Below are 22,929 nucleotides of genomic sequence, written 5' to 3' on the forward strand. Positions count from 1 at the left end.
ACTGAAATCGTGAAAAGCTACTGGACCCTTCTGCGCACGCCCGGCGTATCCCGCCTCATAGCTGCGCAGTTGACGGCCCGGTTTCCGTTCGGCATGCTCTCGCTCGCTTTTCTCATTCACATCGAGCAGATCTTTGATTCCTATGGCGCGGCGGGGTTGGTTCTCGGTGCAATGAGCTTCGGCCAGGCCATCGCGGGACCGCTCACCAGCCGGCTGATGGGCCGACTCGGCATGCGCCCGGTGATTATCGCGACGATGTTCATCTGCGCGGTCTCGATCATCGTGATGGCGCTGATTCCGCTGCCGGTACTCAGCCTCATGCTCATCGGATTCGTCGCCGGACTGTCCACGCCGCCGATTCAACCGGCCGTGCGCACGATCTACCCCAAAATAGTCAATTCCCGACAGCTCACCCCGCTCTTCTCACTCGACGCCTCGGCGCAGGAGATCATCTGGGTGCTCGGCCCGGTGATCGCGACCTTCGTGGCGCTGCAGGTATCGACGACCGCGGGCATTCTGCTCGCCGCATTCTTTCTGATCGCCGGCGGAATCTGGTTCGTCGCCCTGCCGGAGGTGGGCCGGGTGCGCATTCCGCGCAGTCGCCGCAAGCTCGGCGTGGTGCTGAAGAAGCCTGAGGTGCTGCTCAGCACCATCGTCGGATTCACCCTCGTTGCCGCCTGCGCGGCCGTCGAAGCCGGTGTGGTCGCGGTGTTCGGCCATGGCAGCGCCGACGCCGGCTGGGTGCTCGGCATCTTCGCGATCGGCTCGCTCGTCGGCGGCCTCGCACTCGGACATGCCCCGATCGGTCCGTGGGCCCTCGCCACCCGCATGCTCATCGTCACCATTGGGCTGATTCTGGCCAGCCTGTGGCTCACCTTTTGGTGGCTTTCCCTAGCGCTGCTCCTGGCCGGGGTCGGCATCGCGCCCGCCTTCGCTGTTCTGTTCGGCATTGTCTCGGCGAGCGTGAAGTTCAGCGACACCGCCGAGGCTTACGGCTGGGTCGGTACCGGCCAGCTGATCGGCGCCGCCATGGGGTCTGCCATTGCCGGGTTCTCAATCGACCACTCCGGGCCTGTCTCGGCGATCTACGTCGCCGCCGGATTCGCGGCGCTCGGCTGCATCATCCCAGCGCTCGGCCGGCGCTGGCACCCGGACCTGCGCGGCCGCGACGTCAGCCCCATCCCCGACACCGAGCCCATCCAGGTTCAGGTCTCCTAGCAAAACGGCTTAGATGGAAGCATGAAATCACTCACCCTCAACGACGGCTACGTGATCCCCCAGCTCGGTCTCGGGGTATATAAAATAGCGGATGCCCTGGCCGCCGACACCGTGCAGCTCGCGCTCGAGGCCGGGTATCGTCACGTCGACACCGCAGCCCTCTATGAGAACGAGGTCGGCGTCGGGCAGGGGTTCGCGCGCTCCAGTGTGCCCCGGGGGGATGTGTTCGTCACGACCAAGGTGTGGAATGACCGCCACGGCTACGACGCGACAATGACGGCCTTCGACGAGAGCCTGGCCAAACTGGGCCTAGACTACGTCGACCTGTACCTGATTCACTGGCCGGCGCCGCAGCAGAACCGTTACGTCGAGACCTATCGCGCCCTCGAAGCCCTGCGCGCTGACGGCCGGGCCCGCTCGATCGGGGTCTCCAACTTTCACCCGCGCCACCTCGACCGACTCCTGGCCGAGACCGAGGTCGTGCCAGTGCTCAACCAGGTGGAGTTGCACCCGTGGTTGCCACAAATGGAAGTGCGCGCGTATGACACGGCCCACGGCATCCGTACTGAGGCCTGGTCTCCGCTGGCCCGCGGGCGTGCAATTGGCCACCCGATCCTCAAAGCGATCGGCGCCAGGCACGGCAAATCTGCCGCGCAGATCGTGATCGCCTGGCACCTCGCGCTCGGTAACATCGTCATTCCCAAGTCGGTGACGCCGGCCCGCATTCGTGCCAACATCGACGTGTTCGATATAGCCCTCAATGCAGCAGATCTCGCCGCGATCGCAGCGCTCGAGAGCGGCGAGCGCACCGGCAAAGACCCCGACGACCTCGACTGAACTAGAGGCAGCCACCCGAAAAGCGCGCCGATCGGTCTGGCGCCGAGGCAGCCCGACGTGCGCTCTGGCGTTACCAGCGCGGGTGAATCTGCCCCCGCAGGAGCCGGTCGTAGATGTCCTGAACGCCCTCGTTGAAGGCGAGGCAAAGCGGTTCGGCTACGCCGGCCGCGGCGTTTCCCTGCGCCTGCGCGACCGAGCGGGCTCCCGGAATGACAGCGCTCACCCCGTCGATCTGGGCAACCCAGGCCAGGGCGGCCTGGGCTGGCGTGAGGCCGACCGGGGCCAGGGCCGCGAACTCCGTGGCGGCCTGCAAGCCCACCTCGAAGTCGACGCCAGAGAAAGTCTCACCGACGTCGAAGTGACTGCCGTCTCGATTGAAGTTGCGGTGGTCACTCTCGGCGAAGACCGTGTCGGCGGTATATTTGCCGGTCAGCAGCCCGCTGGCCAGCGGAACCCGGGCAATTATGCCCACCCCGGCAGCTCGTGCGGCCGGCAGCACCTCGTCGAGCGGCTTGAGCCGGAAGGCGTTCAGGATGATCTGCACCGTCGCAATGCCCGGGTGACTGATCGCGGCGAGCGCCTGGGCGCAGGTCTCGACGCTCACCCCGTAATTGGCAATGACGCCCTCATCGACGAGGGTATCGAGTGCGTCGTAGACCTCGCCGGACTCGAACACTGCGCTCGGCGGGCAGTGCAGCTGCACGAGGTCAAGGGTGTCCATGCCGAGGTTGGTTCGCGACCGGTCGGTCCACTCGCGAAAGTTGGCGAGCACGAAGTTTTCGGGCACCTGCTGCGCGCGACGACCCATCTTCGTGGCAACCGTGATCTCGGCGCCCGGGGCATCGTGTGCGAGAAAATTCCCGATCAGCCGCTCGCTGCGGCCGTCACCATAGACATCCGCTGTGTCAAAAAAAGTGACGCCGGCATCAGCGGATGCCGCGAGTACGCCGGTCGCGTCGGCGTCAGACACGGCGCCCCAGTCCCCGCCGAGCTGCCAGGTGCCTAGGCCGATCACGGAAACGGTACGGCCGGTTCGTCCAAGGGTGCGTTTTTGCATATCTCCAGCTTAGGCAACGGATGGGCCTTGCCGTCGGACCTCTTTGCTAGCGACCCACGATGCGCTCCGCGATCAACGGACCGCCATCCTGCACGAGCTCGCCAACGTCGCCGATACGCCAAGCGCCCGCTACCGCCTCGAGCGCCCGAGAGAACCGGGCCGGCTCGTCGGCGTTGAGCGTGAATAGGGGCTGGCCCTTGACCACTGTGTCGCCGGGCTTGGCGTGCAGGTCGATTCCGGCGGCATGCTGCACCGGATCCTGCTTGCGCGCGCGCCCGGCACCGAGTCGCCAGGCGCCGATGCCGAACGGCAGCGCCTGCTGTTCTACCAGCACGCCGCTTCGTTCTGCAAGAACAACGTGAGTCTCGCGTGCAACCGGCAATGCGGCATCCGGATCGCCGCCTTGCGCTCGAATCACGGCCCGCCACTTGTCCATGGCCCGGCCGTCCGTGAGTGCAGCCCTCACATCGACACCGGTGATTCCGGCGAGCGAGAGCATCTCCTCGGCCAGAGCCACCGTGAGCTCGACCACATCGGCTGGCCCGCCGCCGGCGAGCACCTCGATCGACTCACGCACCTCGTTGGCATTGCCGATGGCGAAACCGAGCGGCACGTTCATATTGGTGAGCATTGCGGATGTCGCTACCCCGGCATCCTCACCCAGCTCGACCATCGTGCGGGCCAGCTCCCGTGACCGCTCAATCTCTTTCAAAAATGCGCCTGACCCGAACTTCACGTCGAGCACGAGGGCCTGAGTGCCCTCGGCAATCTTCTTTGACATGATCGACGAGGCGATCAGCGGAATCGCCTCGACTGTTCCGGTGATATCACGCAGGGCGTAAAGCTTGCCGTCGGCCGGGGCCAGGCCGCTTCCGGCCGCGCAGACGACGCCACCGAGCTCCTGTAGCTGCTTAAGCATCTCGGTGTTGGTCAGATTGGCGCGCCAGCCGGGAATCGACTCGAGCTTGTCGAGCGTTCCGCCGGTGTGGCCGAGGCCACGACCCGAGAGCTGCGGCACGGCCGCGCCGAACACGGCGACGAGCGGCATCAACGGCAGGGTGATCTTGTCGCCGACGCCGCCGGTGGAGTGCTTGTCGGTGGTCGGCTTGCCGAGGCCGTCGAAGCTCATCCGCTCGCCGCTCGCGAGCATCGCCATAGTCAGAGCCCGAATCTCGCTGCGGCTCATGCCGTTCAGAAAGATCGCCATGATCATCGCGGCCATTTGCTCGTCGCCCACGTAACCACGGGTGTAGGCGTCGATCAGCCAGTTGATCTGCGCCTCGCTGAGTTCACCGCGGTCGCGCTTGGTGTGAATAAGGTCGATGGCATCAAACGCTTCGATGGTGCTCATGGTGCACTCCTTAAGAGCCGATTACACAATGGAAAATACTCGACGCCCGCCGACCGGGCGGAACGAGTGCAACTGCTACGACGAAGCTGTGCTGCCGCGGTAGTCGGCGAGTTGGCGCGGCCCGAAGGCATCCGGCAGCACCTCGTCGATGGTTTTGACACCCGAGACTGTCTCAAGCAGCATGCCCGGCGCCGAGTGTTCGTAAAGCAACTGGCGGCAGCGACCACACGGCATGAGGATGCCGCCATTGCCGTCGACGCAGGTGAACGCGACGAGCTGACCGCCACCGCTGCGATGCAGCGCGGAGACCAGGCCGCACTCCGCGCAGAGGGTGAGGCCGTAGGAAGCATTCTCCACGTTGCATCCGCTGATCACTCGCCCGTCAGAAACGAGAGCGGCGGCGCCGACCGGAAACTTCGAGTAGGGCACGTAGGCGGTCGCCATTGCGGCGAGAGCCTGTACACGCAGCGCCGCCCAATCGACGATCACGGTGCTCATTTGATGTACGGCCTTCCGTCAGCGGCGGGTGCGCGCGAGCGACCGACGAACCCGGCAACGGCGAAGATCGTCACGACGTAGGGCAGCATCAGCATGAACTCACTCGGCACTGGCGAGCCGATGATGCCCAGCACGTTCTGCAGGTTGGTTGCGAAACCGAACAGCAGCGCCGCGAGGGTGGCCTTGATCGGATGCCACTGCCCAAAGATCACCGCGGCGAGGGCGATATAGCCCATACCGTTGGTCATCTCCTTGTTGAACGCACCGACCGCGCCGAGCGTGAAGTATGCTCCGCCAAATCCGGAGACAACACCGCCGAGCGTGACGGCAACGAAGCGGGTGCGGTTGACGTTGATGCCGACCGTGTCGGCGGCCTGCGGATGCTCACCGACGGCTCGCACACGCAGGCCCCACTTGGTGCGAAACAGGCTGAAGAACACGATCGCGATCGCGAAATACATGACGTAGACGATAATCGTCTGACGAAACAGCACCGGCCCGATGATGGGAATTTCGCTGAGCAGCGGAATGTCGAGGCGCGGAAAGACGTCTGGTGAGTTGAGGTTCGCACTGGGAGCGAGCACCTGCGAGTACAGAAAGCTGGTCAGCCCGACCACGAGCACGTTGAGCACAACACCGACGATGACCTGGTCGACCAGGTACTTCAGCGCAAATGCCGCCAGCACCATCGACACCAGCGCCCCAGCGACCATGGCCGCAATCAGTCCCAAATAGGGGTTACCGGTAACTGAGGCGACGACCGCTGAGCTGAACGCACCGGCCAACAGCTGGCTTTCGATGGCCACGTTGACCACGCCCGCTCGCTCGGAGAGCACACCTCCCAGGGCGCCGAAGATGAGCGGTGCACTCAGGGTGACCGTTCCGATCAGCAGCCCGGGAACCGGAATGGTGGAACCGGACGCGGCCCAGGCCAGAAACCCGATCAGGAACAACAGCGCAAACACAATGGAGAAAATGATCGAAATCTTGGTCCGACGATAAACCAGCCAGGCTGAGAGGACAGCCAACAGCACGAGCACTATCGCGACAAAAATTCCCGTGGCAAAGGTCGGCAGCGCCACGTTGGGCAGCTGAATTGCATCACGCGCCTGCGACAGCCGGAATGTGCTCAGTTCACCCTGCTGCCCACGCCCGAGTGCTACGAACAGAAACAGCGCTCCAAGCGCAAACCCACCGAACGTGATCGGGATCTTCCAGCTGCGAATCTGCGGCGTCGGCTTCACGATCGGGGCTGAAGCCTCCAGCGGAGCTGGGCTCTGTGCAATCGTGCTCATTTCGCTACCGCCTCGATGTTGGGCGTTGCAGTAACGCGGGTTCGTGGTTTTTTGGTGGTACCAGGGGTCGGCAGTCGGAAGATCGCCCGCACCAGGGGCGGCGCCGCGATGAACAGTACAATGAGCGCCTGCACAACCAAGACGATGTCGATCGGCACGCCCTCCGCGGCCTGCATGGCGAAGCCGCCGGCCTTGAACGCTCCGAACAAAATTCCGGCGGCAAAAATGCCCCACGGCCTCGACCGACCGAGCAGCGCCACGGTGATGGCGTCGAAGCCGATGCCGGCATCGATGCCCGAACTAAAACCGGTGGTCAGCGTGCCGAGCACCTGATTGACGCCGGCTAGGCCGACGAGCGCGCCCGAGATGGCCATGGCGTACATATAAATGTTCTTCACGTTGATGCCGGCGACCCGGGCAGCGCTCGGGTTCTGCCCGACGGCGCGAAACTGAAAACCGAGGTTGGAGCGGCTAAGCAGCCACCAGACGAAAATCGTCGCGGCGATGACGGTGAGAAAACCGGCATGCAGGTTATAGCGCGGGCCGAACAGGTCTGGAAAGATAGCCGTTGCGGCCATGGCCGGCGTCTTGGGATTGTTGCTGCCCGGAGCCTGCAGCGCGCCGGGGGTGCGCAGCAGAAACTGGATGAGGTACAGCGCCACAAAGTTGAGCATGATCGTGACGATCACCTCGTGCGCTCCGGTACGAGCCTTGAGTAAGCCGACAATCCCGCCCCAGATGGCCCCACCGAGCAGACCGGCCAGAATAGCGACAATCAAGTGGATGCCAGCCGGCAGATCTACCGCAAACGCGACCCAGCCGGCCGCGGCTGCAGCGATGAGCATCTGCCCACGGCCACCAATATTGAACATGCCAACGCGGAAGGCGAGCCCGACGCCGAGCCCGGCCGCGATCAGCGGGGTCGCAAAGGTGAGGGTCTCGGTCAGGGGCCTGATCGCGGTGAGAAAGCCCGTAGCCCGAAAGTTGTAGACAGAACCCTGGAATAGGGCCGAGTACGCGCCGGCCACGGCGCCCCAAATCGCTCCGAGCAGGTCGCCGGGTCGGGAGAAGAAGTATCCGGCGGTCTCCTGCACGCGGTCGTTGGTGAAGGCGATCAAAATGCCGCCGACCACGAGCGCGAGCACCACGGCGAACAGCGAGATCATGGCGCTGCCGCCGGTGATGTCGCGCAGGGCCTGGGTCCAGCGCTCGGAGCCGTCCTTTTTTTCCGCGTGAGTCGGCGCAGTTTTCTCGCTCACAGTGCCGCCTCCGTTTGGGGTGAGTGTTCGCCGGCCATCATGAGGCCAAGCGTGGCGCGGGGGGTATTACCGGGCACGATTCCAACGATTTCTCCTCGATACATCACCGCGATGCGGTCTGCGAGCGCGACGACTTCGTCGAGTTCAGTCGAAACCACGATCACTGGGATTCCGGAGTCCCTGGTCTCAATAATGCGGGTGTGCACGAATTCGATTGAGCCGACGTCGAGCCCGCGGGTCGGCTGCGCCGCCACAAACAGGCGCAGGTCACGGCTGAGTTCTCGGGCGAGCACCACTTTCTGCTGGTTTCCCCCGGAGAGCCGACCGGCCTCCATCTCGCTGCCCTGCGAGCGGATGTCGAACTCGGTGATCTTCTCGGCCGCAAATTTGGCCCGAAAAGCCAGCTGCAGGTTGCCGCCCTTCACGAACGGCGCCCCAGAGCTGCGGTCGAGCATCAGGTTCTCGGCGATGCTGAAGTCGGCGATCAGGCCGTCTTCGGTGCGGTCTTCGGGAACGAAGCCAACCCCGGAGTCGAGAATATGGCGCACACTGTAGCCGCGAAGCGGTTTGCCGTCGAGTTCGATCGACCCGGTCACGTGCTGCTGCAGCCCCATTAGGGCCTCGGTCAGTTCGGTTTGCCCATTACCTTGCACACCCGCAATGGCGAGCACCTCGCCGGCCTGCACGTCGAAGCTCACATTGTTGACGACGACCTGGTTGCGGGCATCGATCACCGAAAGGTTCCGCACAGACAGTGCGGTGCCACGCAGCTCCGGCGCGTTCTTGTGCACGGTCAGTTCAACGGCGCGGCCGACCATGAGGGAGGCGAGCTCGGCGTTGGTCGCAGTGGGCGAGGCCTCACCGACGACGGTTCCCAAACGGATGACGGTGATCCGGTCGGCGACTTCGCGCACCTCCCGCAGTTTGTGCGTGATGAACACGATCGATGTGCCGGACTCGGCGAGCTGACGCATGATGATCATGAGCTCGTCGGTTTCTTGCGGGGTGAGCACGGCGGTGGGCTCGTCAAAAACCAGCACTCTCGCATCCTGCGACAGCGCCTTGATGATCTCCACGCGTTGCTGCACACCAACGGGCAGGTCTTCGATCAGGGCGTCTGGATCGATGTCGAAGCCGAATCGGTCAGAGATCTCGCGCACCTTGGCGCGGGCGGCGCCCAGGTCGAGCCGGCCACCGAAGGTGGTCTGTTCGTGACCGAGCACAACGTTTTCGGCGACGGTGAACACTGGCACGAGCATGAAGTGCTGGTGCACCATGCCGATTCCCGCGTTCATGGCGTCGCCGGGCCCCGCGAACTTCTGCGCAACGTCATCGAGCAGAATCTCGCCCTCTTCGGCAATGTACAGGCCGTAGAGCACGTTCATCAGGGTGGACTTGCCAGCGCCGTTCTCGCCCAGGAGGGCGTGAATTTCACCCGACTCGACAGTGAGAGAGATGTTGTTGTTGGCGACCAGTGCACCAAAGCGTTTGGTGATGCCTCGAAGTTCGAGCTTCATTGATCCTGAATTCTTAGGTCGAGCGCCTGGGAGTGTGACAGGGAGGCTGAGATGGGGACGTACAACGGGGAGGCCGACAATCCGGCCTCCCCGTTGTTTTTAGCCTATTATTTCTTGGGCGAAGAAGGCGATTCGACCGCGATTGAACCGTCGATGATGCCCGCCTTGATGGCGTCGAGCTCGTCAGCCAGGGTCGCGGGGACCGTGGATTCGAAGTCGTGGAATGACGCGATGCCCACGCCATTATTGTCGAGAGTGCCAACGTATGGGGTGGCGTCGAAGCTGTCTCCACCGGCACCGGACACAACGTCGGACACGCTGATCTTGATGCCCTTCAAGATGCTGGTGAGGAACATGCTCCCGTTGGTCGGGTCGGTGTCGTAGAGGTCAGCGTCAACGCCCACCATGACGATGTCCTTGCTCGAGCTCTTGATCGCTTCAATGGCGCTCAAGAAGATCGGTCCACCGACGGGCAGCAGCACGTCGGCGTTCTGGTCGATCAGGCCCTGAGCGTTGTTGAGCGAGTCGACGCCGGCGGCGAAGCCGCCGGTGAACAACCCGGTCTGCGCGGCGACGTCCCAGCCCAGCGCTTTGACGGACGTGCCATTCTGCTCGTTGTAGTACGCGACGCCGTCAACGAAGCCATCCATGAAAATGGTGACCGTCGGAAACTGCATGCCCCCGTAGGTACCCACGACGCCGGTCTTGCTGTAACCGGCGGCCGCGTAGCCAGCCATGAAGGCGGCCGGGGCGGTGTCGAAGACGATCGGCTTGATGTTCGGTGCGTCTACCTCACCGTTGAAATCGAGGTCGGCGGTGTCGTCGATGATCGCATAGTTGACCTCGGGATTGGCCAGCGCCGACTCTACTGTGGCGGCGGCGAGGTTGAAGCCAACGGTGACAATGAGGGAGCAGCCCTGGTCGACGAGGTTCTGCACGTTGGACTGATAGTCGGTCTCTGTGGCCGATTCCACCGTGATTGGCGTAACGCCGAGGGTATCCGCTGCCTCGTTGAGGCCCTCGAAACCGAGCTGATTGAAGGACTTGTCGTCGAATCCACCGGCGTCAGAGACCATGCAGGGCACAAAGTCGCTGGCCGCGGCCGAGCTGGTATCTTCGGTCACGGCGGGCGCCTGGGCACAGGCGGCGAGCATCGCCACGGTGCCGAACATGGCAAGACCGCCAAGTCCGGTCTTACGGATCGAAATTGTCAAGAGGACCTCCAGGGTGCTGCCCAGCGAGATCGCTCGGGCATGGTGGAATTCACGTTACCGAATATGACGCTGCGCAGATGAGCATTATTGGAGCGCGAGTGAGTCGTTACCAAGCTGCTACATTTTGTACAGCAATTTCCCCTTACTGGGGTGTGCTCGGACCGGTGACCGCGATGATTCCCGCTACGATCGCCGCTCGAATCTGGTCGAGCTCATCGCTCAGTTCGACAGGCACCAGGCCCGCCTGGTCGTGGAAGCCGGCGATTTCGACGCCGCCGTTCTTCAATGTGCCCACGAAAGCCTCATTGTCAAAGCTTCCATCGAGGTCTGCGCCAATGGTCTCGATGACTGCTGCCGATGTGTTCTTCAACACGCTCGTGAGCACGACCGACTGCAGTTGGGCTGGCAAGGTGACGAATCCGTCATTGTCGACCCAGATAATGGTCACGCCCGGAGTCTCGATCGCTGCGGCCGCGGCTCCCTGGCCGACCTGACCAGCCACCGGCATGATAATATCTGCGCCCTGGTCAATGAACGACTGGGCGAGAGCCTTGCCCTTATTGACGTCTTCGAAATCGCCAGTGAAGCTGCCGTCCTGGGCGGTCTTGTCCCAGCCGAGCACCCGCACTGCGGCTTGGTGCTTGTCGTTGTACATGGCAACGCCGTCGACGAAGCCGTCCAAGAACAGGGTGACCGGCGGCTGATTGCCGCCGCCAAAGGTCGCAACGATGCCGGTCTTGCTCACACCAGCAGCGAGATAACCGGCCAAAAACGAGGCCTGGGCCGTGTCGAAGACGATCGGTTTCACGTTCGGCGCATCGACAAATTCATCGACGATTGCGAAGTGTACGTCCGGGTTCGCGGTCGCTTCGGCGAGGGTGGTGTCGGCGAGTTCATATCCGACGGTCAAAATGAACTGGCAGCCGGTGGCGACGGCCTGGCTCACATTGGGCGCAAGGTCGGTCTCCGACGTCGACACGAGTGCGTCGGCGTCGATGCTGTACTTCGTTGCGGCTTCCTGTAAGCCTTCCCAGCTGGACTGGTTGAAGGAGCGGTCTTCAAGGCCGCCGGAGTTGGTGACCATGCGGGCGCAGTAGTCCGGCACCGTCGCATCCGTTGTCACTGCGGGTGTCGGCGCCGGCGCGCAGCCGACCAACACCAAAGCGGCGGCCGCGAGGGCGGAAACAATAATCAAGCGGCGCATGGACACTCCTTCAGCATGAATTGAAATTGTACCCAGAACGGCTACAGCACGTCGGTGGAACCGGACAGCTTGAGCGCGTCGACGACCGCCTTGACCTTCTGAGCATTCGCACTCGTGGTGACTAGCAGTGCGTCGGGGGTATCGATCACGACAATGTCTTCGACGCCGATGAGCGCGATCATGCGACCGGTGTGGCTGACCACGATGCCGCTCGCCGAGTCAGCGAGCACCCGGGCGCCCTCGCCCAGAATAGCGAGGTTGGATTTGCGGCCACCGGAGTGCAGCTTCGCGATCGACGCGAAGTCGCCGACGTCATCCCAGTCGAACTGGCCGGGAATGACCACGAGCTTGCCGGCCGCTGCGGCCGGTTCAGCCACCGAGTAGTCGATGGCGATCTTCTTCAGGCGCGGCCAGACCTGGTCGACGACGGCGCCGCGGGCCGGGGTATCCCAGGCAGCGGCCAGCTTCATCAACCCGGCATGCAACTCGGGTTCGGTCGCCTCGATCTCGGCCAGCAGCCGGTCCGCGCGGGCGATGAAGATGCCGGCATTCCACAGGTAGTTGCCGTTGGCGATGTATCGTTCGGCCACTTCGGGGCTGGGCTTTTCCACGAACGAGTCGACCGCGAGGGCCGTCGGCGCGCCCTCGATCGGTAGCGAGGCCGCGCTCTTGATGTAGCCGAAACCGATCGCGGGCTCGGTCGGCTGGATGCCGATGGTGACGATGTAGCCGGCATCCGCTGCGGCAACAGCCTCCGTCACCGCTGAGCGAAACAGGGCATCGCCCTTGATGACCTGGTCGGCTGGAAAAGATCCGATGATCACGTCGGGTTCGCGCAGCTGCAAAATCGCGGCGGCGAGGCCGATCGCCGCGGTCGAGTCGCGCGGTTCGCTCTCCAGCACAACGTTGGGGTCGACCAGTTCGGGCAGCTGCTGTTCGACGGCGGCGCGGTGGGCGCGCCCGGTGACGACCATGATGCGCTGCTCGGTGGAGAGCGGAACGAGGCGATCCCAGGTATCGCGCAGCAGGGTGTGACCGGAGCCGGTGAGGTCGTGCAGAAATTTGGGGGCATCCGCTCGCGATAGCGGCCAGAGCCGGGAACCGATGCCGCCGGCGGGAATCACGCTATACAAGCGGTTGAGGGGCTCACTGGACGTAATCATCGCCCCAGACTATCGGGCAAGGTCGATACGACTGTTCACCCGCCGGCTACCCGACGGCAACACCCGCGGCCTACTTTCGAACCATGCGGATCGCAGTCATCAGCGAAAGTTTTCTCCCCACCATCAGCGGGGTGACCACGAGCGTGTGCAAAGTGCTGGAGCACCTCGCGGCCACCGGTCACGAGGCCATGGTGATCGCCCCTTACGGCGCCCCGGCAGAATACGCGGGCTTTCCCGTGCACACCGTTTCCGCGCTCAATTACCGCCAGTTTCCGGTCGGTATTCCAAGTCCCCAGGTGCAGAAACTGCTCGCCGATTTTCGGCCGGACGTGCTGCACGCGGCCTCCCCGTTTCTGCTGGGAGCACAGGGCATCAGCGCCGCGAATCGGCTCGACATTCCCTCGGTCGCGATTTTTCAAACGGATGTCGCCGGTTACGCCCACCGCAATCACCTCGGCCCGGCCACCGCACTCGCCTGGCGCTTCGTGAAGTGGGTGCACGAGGGGGCCACTCGAACCCTGGTGCCGTCGTCGTCGTCGATGGCCGCTCTGCTGCGGCTCGGCGTGCCACGCTTGGCGATGTGGACGCGTGGCGTTGACCTCAACGGGTTCCACCCGAACGTCAAGAACGACCCGGCTGTCGCGGCGCTGCGCGAACGCATTTCGCCATCGCTCCCCAACGGCGCGCCGCGCGATGTGATCGTCGGCTACGTCGGTCGGATGGCTCCGGAGAAACAGGTCGAGCGGTTGCGCGCCCTGCGCGGGCTGCCGGGCATCCGTTTAGCGCTTGTCGGTGACGGGCCGAGCGTATCGTCTATCGGTCGAGCGCTGGCCGGCATGTCCGTGACCTGGCTGGGCCGGCTCTCGGGCGCAGAGCTAGCCGTTGCTTACGCGAGCTTCGACCTGTTCGTGCACGCCGGCACCGAAGAGACCTTCGGGCAAACCATCCAGGAGGCCCACGCCGCCGGGCTGCCGGTAGTCGCGCCCCACGCCGGTGGGCCGATCGACCTGGTCACCCACGGAGAGAACGGCTACCTGTTTCGGCCTGACGACGAGCGGGATCTGCGGCACTGGGTATCTCAGCTGGTCGGCAACCCGGCTCTGCGGGCGCGCATGGGGGAAGCCGGGCGCCGCGCCGTGCTCGGACGCTCGTGGCCACTGGTTTGCGCGGACTTGGTCGACTACTACGAACAGGCCATTGACGAGCGTCGTGCGGTGCGGGCCGACACGCACGTACCCCGATCCATGCAGCGTTAGGTTAACCTAACCGGCACGATGAGGCGGCGCACTTGTAGACTAACGACATGTGCTCACAGCACATTCTCGGTCTCACTAAAGAGCCACAATTCAGCCAGGGAGGGTTGTTCATGCCACAGAAGGCAGGAACCCTAGATTCTCAGCAGAAGACGACATCACGTCGCCCCGCCGGCACCCTATATCGGGGTAACACGGGCATGTGGTCTTGGGTCTTGCACCGCATCACCGGTGTCGCGATCTTCTTCTTTCTGCTCGTCCATATTCTCGACACGGCACTCGTGCGGGTCAGCCCCGAAGCGTATAACGCGGTCATCGGGCAGTACCAGACGCCGATCATGGGCCTCGGTGAAGTCGCACTCGTCGGCGCCATCGTGTTCCACGCCTTCAACGGAGTGCGCATCATTCTGATCGACTTCTGGAACGCCAAGTACCAGCGCGTACTGTTCTACGTCGTCATCGGCCTGTGGGTCGTCACCATGCTGGGCTTCGTGCCGCGCCACCTCATCAACGTGTTCAGCCACTAGGGGGCGACAGACATGACTTCAACAATCGAAGCTCCCCGCAGCCCACATACCCGCTCCACGAAAAAGAGCGGCGTCAACTGGGAAAAATGGGGCTGGATCTACATGCGCGTCTCCGGTGTCGTGCTGGTCGTGCTCATCTTCGGCCACCTGTTCGTCAATCTCATGATTGGCGAGGGCGTCAGCGCCCTGAACTTCGCGTTCGTCGCCGGCAAGCTGACCAACCCTTTCTGGATGACCTGGGACATCATCATGCTCTGGCTCGCCCTGATTCACGGCGGCAACGGCATGCGCACCCTGGTCAATGACTACGCGACCTCGCGGATGAGCCGCGGCATCCTGAAAATCGCGATCCTGGTCAGTGTTGTCGCGCTGATCGTGCTGGGCACCCTCGTGGTGTTCACCTTCGATCCCTGCCCCGCCGGTGCGCCCGCCGACCTCGTGGCCTCATTCTGTAAGTCCCTATAGGAGCTGCACACAAAAAAATGACATCCTCCACAGCACCTACCGGCGCAAACCCGGAGTCCACCGTCGTAGACGGTGTGCACTACCACCAGCACGACATCGTCATTGTGGGAGCAGGCGGAGCAGGCATGCGTGCAGCCCTCGAAGCTGGCCCCCACGCCAGCACGGCGGTCATTTCCAAGCTCTACCCGACGCGTTCGCACACCGGTGCGGCTCAGGGCGGCATGGCCGCGGCCCTGGCCAACGTCGAGGAAGACAACTGGGAATGGCACACCTTCGACACGATCAAGGGTGGCGACTACTTGGTTGACCAGGACGCCGCCGAGATCCTGGCCAAGGAAGCCATCGACGCGGTCATGGACCTCGAGAACATGGGCCTGCCGTTCAACCGCACCCCAGAGGGTAAGATCGACCAGCGTCGATTCGGTGGTCACACCCGCGACCACGGCAAGAGCCCCGTTCGCCGCGCCTGCTACGCCGCCGACCGCACCGGCCACATGATTCTGCAGACGCTGTTCCAGAACTGCGTCAAGGTCGGTATCAACTTCTTCAACGAGTACTACGTGCTCGACCTGGTCATGACTGAGATCGACGGTGTCAATCAGCCGACCGCGGTGGTGGCACTCGACCTGTCGAGCGGCGAACTGCACGTGTTCCAAGGCAAGGCATTCATCTTCGCCACCGGCGGTTTCGGAAAGATCTACAAGACCACCTCGAACGCCCACACCCTCACCGGTGATGGCGTCGGTATCGTCTGGCGCAAGGGCCTGCCGCTCGAGGACATGGAATTCTTCCAATTCCACCCGACCGGACTGGCCGGGTTGGGCATCCTCTTGACCGAGGGAGCGCGCGGTGAGGGTGCAATCCTCCGCAACGCGAGCGGTGAACGCTTCATGGAGCGTTACGCACCGACCATCAAGGACCTGGCTCCGCGCGACATCGTCTCGCGCTGCATGCTTCAGGAGGTTGCTGAGGGTCGCGGCGCCGGCCCGAACAAGGACTACCTGTACCTGGACTGCACCCACCTCGGCAAAGAACTGCTCGAGACCAAGTTGCCGGATATCACGGAGTTCGCCCGCACCTACCTCGGCGTCGACCCGGTCACCGAACCCGTTCCGGTCATGCCGACCGCGCACTATGCGATGGGCGGAATCCCGACCAACGTGAACGCCGAAGTACTGCGCGACAACACCACTGTGGTTCCCGGCCTGTATGCGGCCGGCGAGTGCGCCTGCGTATCCGTGCACGGCTCCAACCGTCTGGGCACCAACTCGCTGCTCGACATCAACGTGTTCGGCAAACGTGCCGGCAACAACGCGGTCGAATACGTCAAGACGGCTGCCTTCCGCGCTGTGCCGGCGGACCCGGCACGGGGCGTGCGGGAACTGCTGGAGGGCATCCGCTCGTCAACCGGAACCGAACGCATTGCAGTACTGCGCAAGATTCTGCAGGAGGAGATGGACAAGAAGGCTCAGGTGTTCCGCACCGACGAGTCGCTGTCGGAGCTCACCCAGACGATTCACCAGCTGCGTGAGCGCTACAAGAACATCGGAGTGCAGGACAAGGGCCGCCGGTTCAACACCGACCTGCTCGAAGCCGTCGAACTCGGCTTTCTGCTCGACCTCGCCGAGGTCGTCGTGTATTCCGCCCGTAACCGCAAGGAAAGCCGCGGCGGCCACCAGCGCGACGACTTCCCCACCCGGGACGACGCCAACTACCTAAAGCACACGATGGCCTACCTGACGGGCGACCCGCACTCGGCCGAGGCTGGCGACCACATCAAACTTGACTGGAAACCGGTTGTCATTACCCGCTACCAGCCGATGGAGAGGAAGTATTAGTGAGTACAGCCACAATCGACAACAAGCCCATAGTCCCCGAAGAAATTCAGTCGTTCACGGCGACGATCATCGTGCGCCGGTTCAACCCGGAGGTCGACGACGAGCCGCACTGGCAGGACTTCGACGTGCAGCTCTACCCGTCCGACCGGGTGCTTGACGCGCTGCACAAGATCAAGTGGGAGCAGGACGGTTCGCTGACTTTCCGTCGCTCCTGTGCGCACGGCGTTTGCGGTTCGGATGCCATGCGCATCAACGGTCGCAACCGTCTCGCCTGCAAGACGCTCATGAAAGACCTCGACGTCACCAAGCCGATCTACGTGGAGGCCATCAAGGGCCTGCCGCTGGAGAAGGACCTCATCGTGGACATGGAGCCGTTTTTTGCCTCCTTCCGGGAGGTACAGCCGTTCCTCATGAACAGCGTCGCCCCGCCCAAGGGCAAGGAACGCATTCAGACCGTCGCCCAGCGCGCCCGCTTCGACGACACGACGAAATGTATTCTCTGTGCGGCATGCACGTCGAGCTGCCCGGTGTTCTGGACCGACGGTCAGTACTTCGGTCCGGCCGCGATCGTCAACGCGCACCGCTTCATCTTCGACTCCCGCGATGAGAATGCGGCCGTGCGCCTCGACATCCTCAATGACAAGGAGGGCGTGTGGCGTTGCCGCACGACCTTCAACTGCACGGATGCCTGCCCTCGCGGTATCCAGGTGACCCAGGCCATCGCCGAGGTCAAGCAGGCCATCATGCGCGGCAAGGCCTAACCGCCCTGTTGGTATGAAAGACACCCCCCCCCGTCGATTCGACGGGGGGTGTCTTTGGTTAAGCTAACAGTGTGAATGAGCTCATAGCCCGCATCCTCGCCTGGCGGCCCGTGCGGGTGGTGACCCACTTCAACAATGTGGGTGGCAGCATCCTCGCGGCTGGAATGTCGTATCAGGCGATCTTCGCCATCTTCGCGGCCGTCTGGGTGGGCTTTTCGGTTGCCGGGCTCTTTCTGACCGCGAATCAGGGCCTGTTGAATGCGCTCTACGCGATCATCAACCAGTCGATTCCAGGGCTGATCGGTACCAAAGGCATTATCGACCCCGAGCTGCTGGCGACCGCTGGCATACTCACCTGGACCGGCTTCATCGCCCTGATCGGGCTGCTGCTGACCGCTCTCGGCTGGCTCTCGGCGACGGCGCAGGCCGTGCGCACCGTCTTTGACATGCCTCAGCAGACGATGTTCTTTCTGCTGGTCAAGCTGCGCGAGCTCGGCCTCGGGCTGATTTTCGGCCTTGCCCTCGTGTTGTCGGCGATTGTCTCGCTGGCGAGCACCGCGCTGCTCGGCCTGCTCTTTGGCATTCTTCACATACCGCAGGACTCTTTCTTCTACGAAGCCTCGGCCCGCACCATTGGCCTGGTCGTCGTCCTCGTCATCGACACCCTCACCTTGGCCGGCTTGTTCCGAGTACTGTCGCGGGTACGCATTCCGGTGCGGCGGCTGTTCGCCGGTGCGCTGCTCGGCGGGTTGGCGCTCGGCCTGCTCAAAATTCTCGGTGGTGCGCTGCTCGGTGGCGCCAGCCGTAACCCGTTGCTGGCGACCTTTGTGGTGATCATCGGGCTGCTGATCTGGTTCAACCTCGTGAGCACGGTCACCTTGCTCGCGGCGTCGTGGATTGCAGTGGGGATGGACGATGCCGGTATTCCGCCACATACTCTCAGCGCCGATGAGGCGGCGGAAGACCAGGCGCAGCGCATGCACGATGCCCTACGGCTAACCGCGCAGGGCGAGCTCACCGCCGCCAGAGCCGATCTCGATGCCTCGCCCTGGTATGCCCGGCGGGGCGCCCGGCGACGGCTCCGAACGGCTGAAGCGGTCGTCACGCAGTACGACCGAGCGGATGCCGCTAACTAGACTTGGTCCATGTCTTCAGCCAAACCCCTTCGCATTGCCAGCATCAACACGAACGGGGTGCGAGCCGCGTACCGCAAGGGAATGGGCGACTGGCTCAATGCCCGAGACGTCGATATTCTCGCGATTCAAGAGGTGCGCGCTTCCACCGAAGACCTTGAGGGATTGCTCGGGCCAGAGTGGAATATTTTGCACGACGCCGCCAGCGCCAAAGGACGGGCCGGGGTTGCCCTGGCGAGTCGCACCGGGGCATCCATTCACCGCGTTGCCCTCGGTGCTGAGGAATTCGACAGCGCCGGCCGCTGGCTCGAAGCCGACTACGAGGTCGACGGCCAGATCATCACCGTCGTGAGCACCTATGTGCACTCCGGCGAGACCGACACCCCGAAGCAGATCGAGAAGTACAAGTTTCTCGACGCCATGCTCGCCCGGTTGCCCGAGCTGACCGAGCACAGCCCGCTCACGCTCGTGCTCGGCGACCTCAACGTAGGCCACCGCACGCTCGACATTAAGAACTGGCGCGGCAACAAGAAGCATGCCGGTTTTCTGCCGGAGGAGCGTGAGTATTTCGACCGGATCCTCGGCGCAGAAGACGACGCGCGCTACAACGCGGGTGCCGGACTGGGCTGGGTAGACGTAGGGCGCAAATGGGCCGGTGAGGTTGAGGGACCATACACCTGGTGGTCCCAACGCGGAAAAGCGTTTGACACCGACACCGGGTGGCGACTGGACTACCATCTGGCCAGCTCGGAGCTGGCGGCATCCGTTGTCAACTACGCGGTCGACCGGGCCGCCGCGTACGACCAGCGCTGGAGCGACCACTCCCCCGTCGTTGTCGACTATGACCTTTCTGGAGCCAAATCATGACCAAACCCCGCCTGTATTCGGGCATGCAGCCCTCGGCCGAGTCCCTGCAGATCGGCAACTACATCGGCGCTCTGCTCAACTGGAAGTCGCTGCAGCAGACGCACGACGCGTTCTTCTCCATTGTCGACCTGCACGCGATCACCGTCGCGCAGGAGCCTGCAAAGCTGCGGGAGAACACCCGCGGCACGGCGGCGCAGTACATTGCCGCCGGGATCGACCCCTCGGCGTCGACGCTGTACGTGCAGTCGCACGTGGCCGCGCACGCGCAGTTGGCCTGGGTGCTGAACACAATCACCGGGTTCGGTGAGGCTAGCCGGATGACGCAGTTCAAGGACAAGTCTGCGCGGCACGGTGCCGACGCGACGACGGTGGGCCTGTTCGCCTATCCGACGCTGATGGCCGCGGATATTTTGCTGTACCAGACCACAGTGGTGCCGGTCGGAGAGGACCAGCGCCAGCACGTGGAGCTCACCCGCGACCTCGCGCTGCGCTTCAACTCCCGGTTCGGCGACACCTTCACGATCCCAGAGGTGGCGATCGTGAAGGAGACCGCGAAGATCTACGACCTGCAGAACCCCACGTCGAAGATGTCGAAGTCGGCCGAGTCGCACGCCGGAGTGATCTGGCTGCTCGATGAGCCTGGGGTCACCAGGAAGAAGATCATGCGAGCGGTGACGGATGCCGATGGCGGCGTGGTCTTCGACCGCGAGAACAAGCCCGGCGTGGCCAATCTGCTCACCATCTACTCCGTACTCGCTGGGCAGTCGATCGCGTCGCTGGAAAACGAGTACGCCGGGCGAGGCTACGGCGACCTGAAGAAGGGTCTGGTCGAGGTCGTCCTGGGTACCTTCGACCCCATTCGCGAGCGCGTCACCGAATTGCTCGGTGATCCGGCCGAACTCGACCGGGTGCTCGCGTCGAACGCTGCGCGAGCCTCTGCCGTCGCGAACGAAACCCTGGCCACTGTCTACGACCGCGTCGGCTTCCTCCCTCAAAGCTGATGCGTGATTCTGACCCATTGTCGCTGCCTCGAGTGGTGCTGTTCGACCTCGACGACACCCTGTTCGAGCACCGGGGAGCGGTCGCGGCGGGCATTCTGCTCCACCTCGACCGGATCTGAGGCGCATTTGCGACCGGCGACCGCGCCGCCGCGACCGTGCTCTGGGACGCGCTCGAGGAGGAGCACTATCACTCCTACCTGATGGGCGCTCTGGATTTTGCCGGACAGCGACGCGCCCGGGCCCAGGATTTCGCGGCATCGTTCCACATTTCCCTGACTGACGCCGAGGCTGACGCCTGGTTCGACGACTACTTCCTCAGTTACCGGGCCAGTTGGCGGTTGCACGATGACGCGCTCCCCTGCTTAGACGCGCTGGCGGAGCTTGTGCCCGGGGTGCGCTTTGGCCTCATCACGAACGGTGAGCCAAGTTTTCAGGAAGAAAAGATTCGGCGGGTCGGGCTGACCGAACGGTTTGAGCATGTCGTCACCTCCGGTGCTCTCGGCTTCGCCAAGCCCGATGCGCGCATCTTCCAGCATGCCTGCGCGCTGTTCGACGTGCCGGTGAAGGAAGCGGTATATGTCGGTGATCGGCTTCGCACGGACGCTGTGGGCGCCGCCGCCGCGGGGCTGACGGGGGTCTGGCTGGACCGCGTCGGCGCATCCGCTGCCCCCTCCTCGCCGCGCGAAGCCGCAGTTCCCGTGGCACCCGTAACTACAGACTCCGACTCCGTCGAGGCCGCCCGCCTCGGAGTACTGCGTATCGAGACCCTCATCGCGCTGCCTTCCACCCTTGCCCACGAATAGCCCCGGCACCACCACATTGGGCGCCCTCGTGGCCACGGCTCTAGGTAGTAATCGTCCTTTCGTGGCTAATTCAGGAAATCTGTCGGCTGGTTGCCCGAAGGCTCCGGGACGCGGGCAATTTGGATCACAGCGGCGACGGATTTCCTGAACGGGCCACCGCGCACCATGTCGAGTCACCCGGCGAAGTGACATCTACCAGCCAAACGCAGCGGAGCAAGCCGCCGCAAGCGAAACCTGCCACAGCATGCACGAGGTACCTCGATCGCAGGGTCGCCGCGTGGCTAATTCAGGAGATTTGCGCGAGCGGATGCAGCCACCACTGCCAACACGCGGATGGCCGTGCTTGGACTGCCAAATTATTTGAATTTGCCATGCAACCAGGGTCTGCTGTGCGGTTCGGCGCTCATTACAGGACGTAGGTGCGAAAGTGATTCCGCACGGCCAGGAGCCCGACTATCGCGGCCATGACGCGCTCTGGGTGGTACAGAATGTCTCGGTGGATGGCGCGGTAACTCATGTAGGACATACCTGCCAGGTCACAGTCGCGGGTGCGATCACGCAGGTGAGCCTCCCAACCATCATGAAACTGACGGCTGTCGGCTTCGATCACGAGACATCCTTCTATCACCATGTCAACGCGCCCCACGCCACTGATCGACACCTGTATTTCGAACCGAAACCCTGCAAGTCGCACGATGAAACGGAGCACGGTTTCTTGGCCCGATTCGCTCCGAGTATCGACCCAGGACCGGAGATACTGTATTTCTTCGGGCAGAGCGGCGAAAATCTCCGCAACGCTAGACAGCGGCAACCTCTGCAAGTGCAAGGCGTTGTCGAGCGAGGCCAATGCAAATCGCGGCTGCTGGCATCGAAAGATCTGAATCAGGGCATCCACTAGACCGATGCTGTACTCGGTGCCGTCCTCGGGGGCCGATAGCCGATCCCAATGCAACTCAATACCCTTGCGGTTGGCCACGGTGAGCCGCTGAAAACGATCCTTGGGTGCACGCAATCTCGAGGCATTTGGATCAAGATGGATATGCGCGATGCTCGGGTCAACCGCAAAGATGCCCACGTCGGCTGCTGCGGATATGCAGCTGAGCCGGCCACCGACGCGTACTGCTTCGAGAATACGTTGGTTGGTGGAGGGCAGTGCGTAGTGCCCACGACGACCGCGCACCAGGAATCCGTTGTCGACGGCCCCTTTGAGGGACCGCCAGGTCGCCCCGGCTGCTCTCAGCTCGCTGGTCTGGATAACTGTTCGGCTCGATTCCTGAAAGAGCAATTCCCAAGTCATGTGGCCAGCATGGTGATCAACCGGCTTGTTGAAACCGTGAACCGGCATTTCGGTGGACAGACGGGCGAATCAGCACCTGTGGATAACTCCAGAACCAGTTGTTGCGTTCGAACAGCGTGGCGAATTCAGGAAAACCTTGACTTTACGAGGAGTGCCCGGCAGCGGTCCGGGCCTGAGAGCGAGAATTTCCTGACTTAGCCCCGACCGTGATGGTCATGGTCAGGACCGGCGTCTGAAGTCCACCTCGCTCTTTAAACGCGATGTTAGCAAGTGCGACGGCGGCGACGCGACGGGCATTGGGAATCTCAATGTCTTTGTCAAGCGGTTTTGAGCATCGGGATCTCGGCTGGTTCCTGGTAGAGGGTGTGGTC

20 protein-coding genes and 1 pseudogene are annotated in these 22,929 nt (G+C 63.3%); 11 read left to right on the forward strand and 10 right to left on the reverse strand.

The genetic code is table 11. The annotated features are described in order from the left end of the window. Nucleotides 1–9 precede the first annotated feature (9 nt). The gene (locus CXY71_RS08900) at nucleotides 10–1,218 is read left to right on the forward strand and encodes an MFS transporter (protein WP_104135283.1); all 1,209 of its coding nucleotides are present in this window, start codon (nucleotides 10–12) and stop codon (nucleotides 1,216–1,218) included. Nucleotides 1,219–1,239: 21 nt separating this feature from the next. After that, a complete protein-coding gene (locus tag CXY71_RS08905; protein WP_104135284.1) occupies nucleotides 1,240–2,055 on the forward strand; it encodes an aldo/keto reductase in 816 nt (271 codons plus the stop codon). A gap of 70 nt (nucleotides 2,056–2,125) precedes the next feature. Here CXY71_RS08905 and CXY71_RS08910 read toward each other — a convergent pair whose 3' ends face one another. The 9 genes from CXY71_RS08910 to CXY71_RS08950 all read right to left on the reverse strand — a co-directional run bounded on the left by CXY71_RS08910 (nucleotide 2,126) and on the right by CXY71_RS08950 (nucleotide 12,613). Next, the gene (locus CXY71_RS08910) at nucleotides 2,126–3,112 is read right to left on the reverse strand and encodes an aldo/keto reductase (protein ID WP_104135285.1); all 987 of its coding nucleotides are present in this window, start codon (nucleotides 3,110–3,112) and stop codon (nucleotides 2,126–2,128) included. 46 nt (nucleotides 3,113–3,158) lie between these two features. Beyond that, nucleotides 3,159–4,463, reverse strand: coding sequence for a thymidine phosphorylase (locus CXY71_RS08915; RefSeq protein ID WP_104135286.1), 1,305 nt, complete (start codon nucleotides 4,461–4,463; stop codon nucleotides 3,159–3,161). Nucleotides 4,464–4,538: 75 nt separating this feature from the next. After that, complete coding sequence (locus tag CXY71_RS08920) at nucleotides 4,539–4,961, reverse strand: cytidine deaminase (RefSeq protein ID WP_104135287.1); 423 nt, start codon at nucleotides 4,959–4,961, stop codon at nucleotides 4,539–4,541. Next, nucleotides 4,958–6,256, reverse strand: a complete 1,299-nt coding sequence (locus tag CXY71_RS08925) for an ABC transporter permease (RefSeq protein WP_104135288.1) — start codon at nucleotides 6,254–6,256, stop codon at nucleotides 4,958–4,960. The genes CXY71_RS08920 and CXY71_RS08925 overlap by 4 nt, the downstream gene beginning before the upstream one ends. Next, complete coding sequence (locus CXY71_RS08930; protein WP_233198348.1) at nucleotides 6,253–7,515, reverse strand: ABC transporter permease; 1,263 nt, start codon at nucleotides 7,513–7,515, stop codon at nucleotides 6,253–6,255. The genes CXY71_RS08925 and CXY71_RS08930 overlap by 4 nt, the downstream gene beginning before the upstream one ends. Then, nucleotides 7,512–9,032, reverse strand: a complete 1,521-nt coding sequence (locus CXY71_RS08935) for an ABC transporter ATP-binding protein (protein ID WP_104135289.1) — start codon at nucleotides 9,030–9,032, stop codon at nucleotides 7,512–7,514. The genes CXY71_RS08930 and CXY71_RS08935 overlap by 4 nt, the downstream gene beginning before the upstream one ends. A 107-nt stretch (nucleotides 9,033–9,139) precedes the next feature. Next, nucleotides 9,140–10,246 carry a BMP family protein gene (locus CXY71_RS08940; protein ID WP_104135290.1) on the reverse strand — a complete coding sequence of 369 codons (1,107 nt, stop codon included), beginning with the start codon at nucleotides 10,244–10,246 and terminating at the stop codon, nucleotides 9,140–9,142. 142 nt (nucleotides 10,247–10,388) lie between these two features. Continuing rightward, nucleotides 10,389–11,450: a BMP family protein gene (locus CXY71_RS08945; RefSeq protein WP_104135291.1), complete on the reverse strand. Its 1,062-nt coding sequence runs from the start codon at nucleotides 11,448–11,450 to the stop codon at nucleotides 10,389–10,391. Between the two features lie 41 nt (nucleotides 11,451–11,491). After that, the gene (locus tag CXY71_RS08950; protein ID WP_104135292.1) at nucleotides 11,492–12,613 is read right to left on the reverse strand and encodes a mannose-1-phosphate guanylyltransferase; all 1,122 of its coding nucleotides are present in this window, start codon (nucleotides 12,611–12,613) and stop codon (nucleotides 11,492–11,494) included. 83 nt (nucleotides 12,614–12,696) lie between these two features. Here CXY71_RS08950 and CXY71_RS08955 point away from each other — a divergent pair, with 83 nt between their 5' ends. The 9 genes and pseudogenes from CXY71_RS08955 to CXY71_RS08995 all read left to right on the forward strand — a co-directional run. Further along, the gene (locus CXY71_RS08955) at nucleotides 12,697–13,869 is read left to right on the forward strand and encodes a glycosyltransferase family 1 protein (RefSeq protein WP_104135293.1); all 1,173 of its coding nucleotides are present in this window, start codon (nucleotides 12,697–12,699) and stop codon (nucleotides 13,867–13,869) included. 110 nt (nucleotides 13,870–13,979) lie between these two features. Then, entirely contained in the window at nucleotides 13,980–14,393 is a 414-nt protein-coding gene (gene sdhC, locus CXY71_RS08960; RefSeq protein ID WP_104135294.1) for a succinate dehydrogenase, cytochrome b556 subunit, read from the forward strand. A 12-nt stretch (nucleotides 14,394–14,405) separates the two neighbouring features. Further along, nucleotides 14,406–14,858: a succinate dehydrogenase hydrophobic membrane anchor subunit gene (locus tag CXY71_RS08965; RefSeq protein ID WP_104135295.1), complete on the forward strand. Its 453-nt coding sequence runs from the start codon at nucleotides 14,406–14,408 to the stop codon at nucleotides 14,856–14,858. A gap of 17 nt (nucleotides 14,859–14,875) precedes the next feature. Next, nucleotides 14,876–16,696, forward strand: coding sequence for a succinate dehydrogenase flavoprotein subunit (gene sdhA / locus CXY71_RS08970; protein WP_104135296.1), 1,821 nt, complete (start codon nucleotides 14,876–14,878; stop codon nucleotides 16,694–16,696). Next, the gene (locus CXY71_RS08975; protein WP_104135297.1) at nucleotides 16,696–17,457 is read left to right on the forward strand and encodes a succinate dehydrogenase iron-sulfur subunit; all 762 of its coding nucleotides are present in this window, start codon (nucleotides 16,696–16,698) and stop codon (nucleotides 17,455–17,457) included. Before sdhA ends, CXY71_RS08975 begins: the two co-directional genes overlap by 1 nt. A 71-nt stretch (nucleotides 17,458–17,528) precedes the next feature. Beyond that, entirely contained in the window at nucleotides 17,529–18,593 is a 1,065-nt protein-coding gene (locus CXY71_RS08980) for a YihY/virulence factor BrkB family protein (protein WP_104135298.1), read from the forward strand. A gap of 9 nt (nucleotides 18,594–18,602) precedes the next feature. Beyond that, nucleotides 18,603–19,457, forward strand: coding sequence for an exodeoxyribonuclease III (locus CXY71_RS08985; RefSeq protein ID WP_104135299.1), 855 nt, complete (start codon nucleotides 18,603–18,605; stop codon nucleotides 19,455–19,457). Then, the gene (gene trpS, locus CXY71_RS08990) at nucleotides 19,454–20,458 is read left to right on the forward strand and encodes a tryptophan--tRNA ligase (protein ID WP_104135300.1); all 1,005 of its coding nucleotides are present in this window, start codon (nucleotides 19,454–19,456) and stop codon (nucleotides 20,456–20,458) included. The genes CXY71_RS08985 and trpS overlap by 4 nt, the downstream gene beginning before the upstream one ends. Before the next feature lie 152 nt (nucleotides 20,459–20,610). Continuing rightward, nucleotides 20,611–21,261, forward strand: a pseudogene (locus CXY71_RS08995) (HAD family hydrolase); the annotation flags it as partial. 406 nt (nucleotides 21,262–21,667) lie between these two features. Here CXY71_RS08995 and CXY71_RS09000 read toward each other — a convergent pair. Next, entirely contained in the window at nucleotides 21,668–22,558 is an 891-nt protein-coding gene (locus CXY71_RS09000; RefSeq protein ID WP_104178057.1) for an endonuclease domain-containing protein, read from the reverse strand. Nucleotides 22,559–22,929 lie beyond the last annotated feature (371 nt).

The sequence above is a fragment of the Cryobacterium sp. Y62 genome, from assembly GCF_002929785.1.
GTDB lineage: Bacteria > Actinomycetota > Actinomycetes > Actinomycetales > Microbacteriaceae > Cryobacterium.

Bases quoted from the DNA above. Each gene is read 5' to 3' on its own strand.
- CXY71_RS08955 (WP_104135293.1), top strand. From the start codon at position 12,697: ATGCGGATCGCAGTCATCAGCGAAAGTTTTCTCCCCACCATCAGCGGG.
- sdhA (WP_104135296.1), top strand. From the start codon at position 14,876: ATGACATCCTCCACAGCACCTACCGGCGCAAACCCGGAGTCCACCGTC.
- CXY71_RS08965 (WP_104135295.1), top strand. From the start codon at position 14,406: ATGACTTCAACAATCGAAGCTCCCCGCAGCCCACATACCCGCTCCACG.
- CXY71_RS08925 (WP_104135288.1), bottom strand. From the start codon at position 6,256: ATGAGCACGATTGCACAGAGCCCAGCTCCGCTGGAGGCTTCAGCCCCG.
- CXY71_RS08920 (WP_104135287.1), bottom strand. From the start codon at position 4,961: ATGAGCACCGTGATCGTCGATTGGGCGGCGCTGCGTGTACAGGCTCTC.
- CXY71_RS08910 (WP_104135285.1), bottom strand. From the start codon at position 3,112: ATGCAAAAACGCACCCTTGGACGAACCGGCCGTACCGTTTCCGTGATC.
- sdhC (WP_104135294.1), top strand. From the start codon at position 13,980: ATGCCACAGAAGGCAGGAACCCTAGATTCTCAGCAGAAGACGACATCA.
- CXY71_RS09000 (WP_104178057.1), bottom strand. From the start codon at position 22,558: ATGACTTGGGAATTGCTCTTTCAGGAATCGAGCCGAACAGTTATCCAG.
- CXY71_RS08985 (WP_104135299.1), top strand. From the start codon at position 18,603: ATGTCTTCAGCCAAACCCCTTCGCATTGCCAGCATCAACACGAACGGG.
- CXY71_RS08905 (WP_104135284.1), top strand. From the start codon at position 1,240: ATGAAATCACTCACCCTCAACGACGGCTACGTGATCCCCCAGCTCGGT.
- CXY71_RS08935 (WP_104135289.1), bottom strand. From the start codon at position 9,032: ATGAAGCTCGAACTTCGAGGCATCACCAAACGCTTTGGTGCACTGGTC.
- CXY71_RS08945 (WP_104135291.1), bottom strand. From the start codon at position 11,450: ATGCGCCGCTTGATTATTGTTTCCGCCCTCGCGGCCGCCGCTTTGGTG.
- trpS (WP_104135300.1), top strand. From the start codon at position 19,454: ATGACCAAACCCCGCCTGTATTCGGGCATGCAGCCCTCGGCCGAGTCC.
- CXY71_RS08950 (WP_104135292.1), bottom strand. From the start codon at position 12,613: ATGATTACGTCCAGTGAGCCCCTCAACCGCTTGTATAGCGTGATTCCC.
- CXY71_RS08915 (WP_104135286.1), bottom strand. From the start codon at position 4,463: ATGAGCACCATCGAAGCGTTTGATGCCATCGACCTTATTCACACCAAG.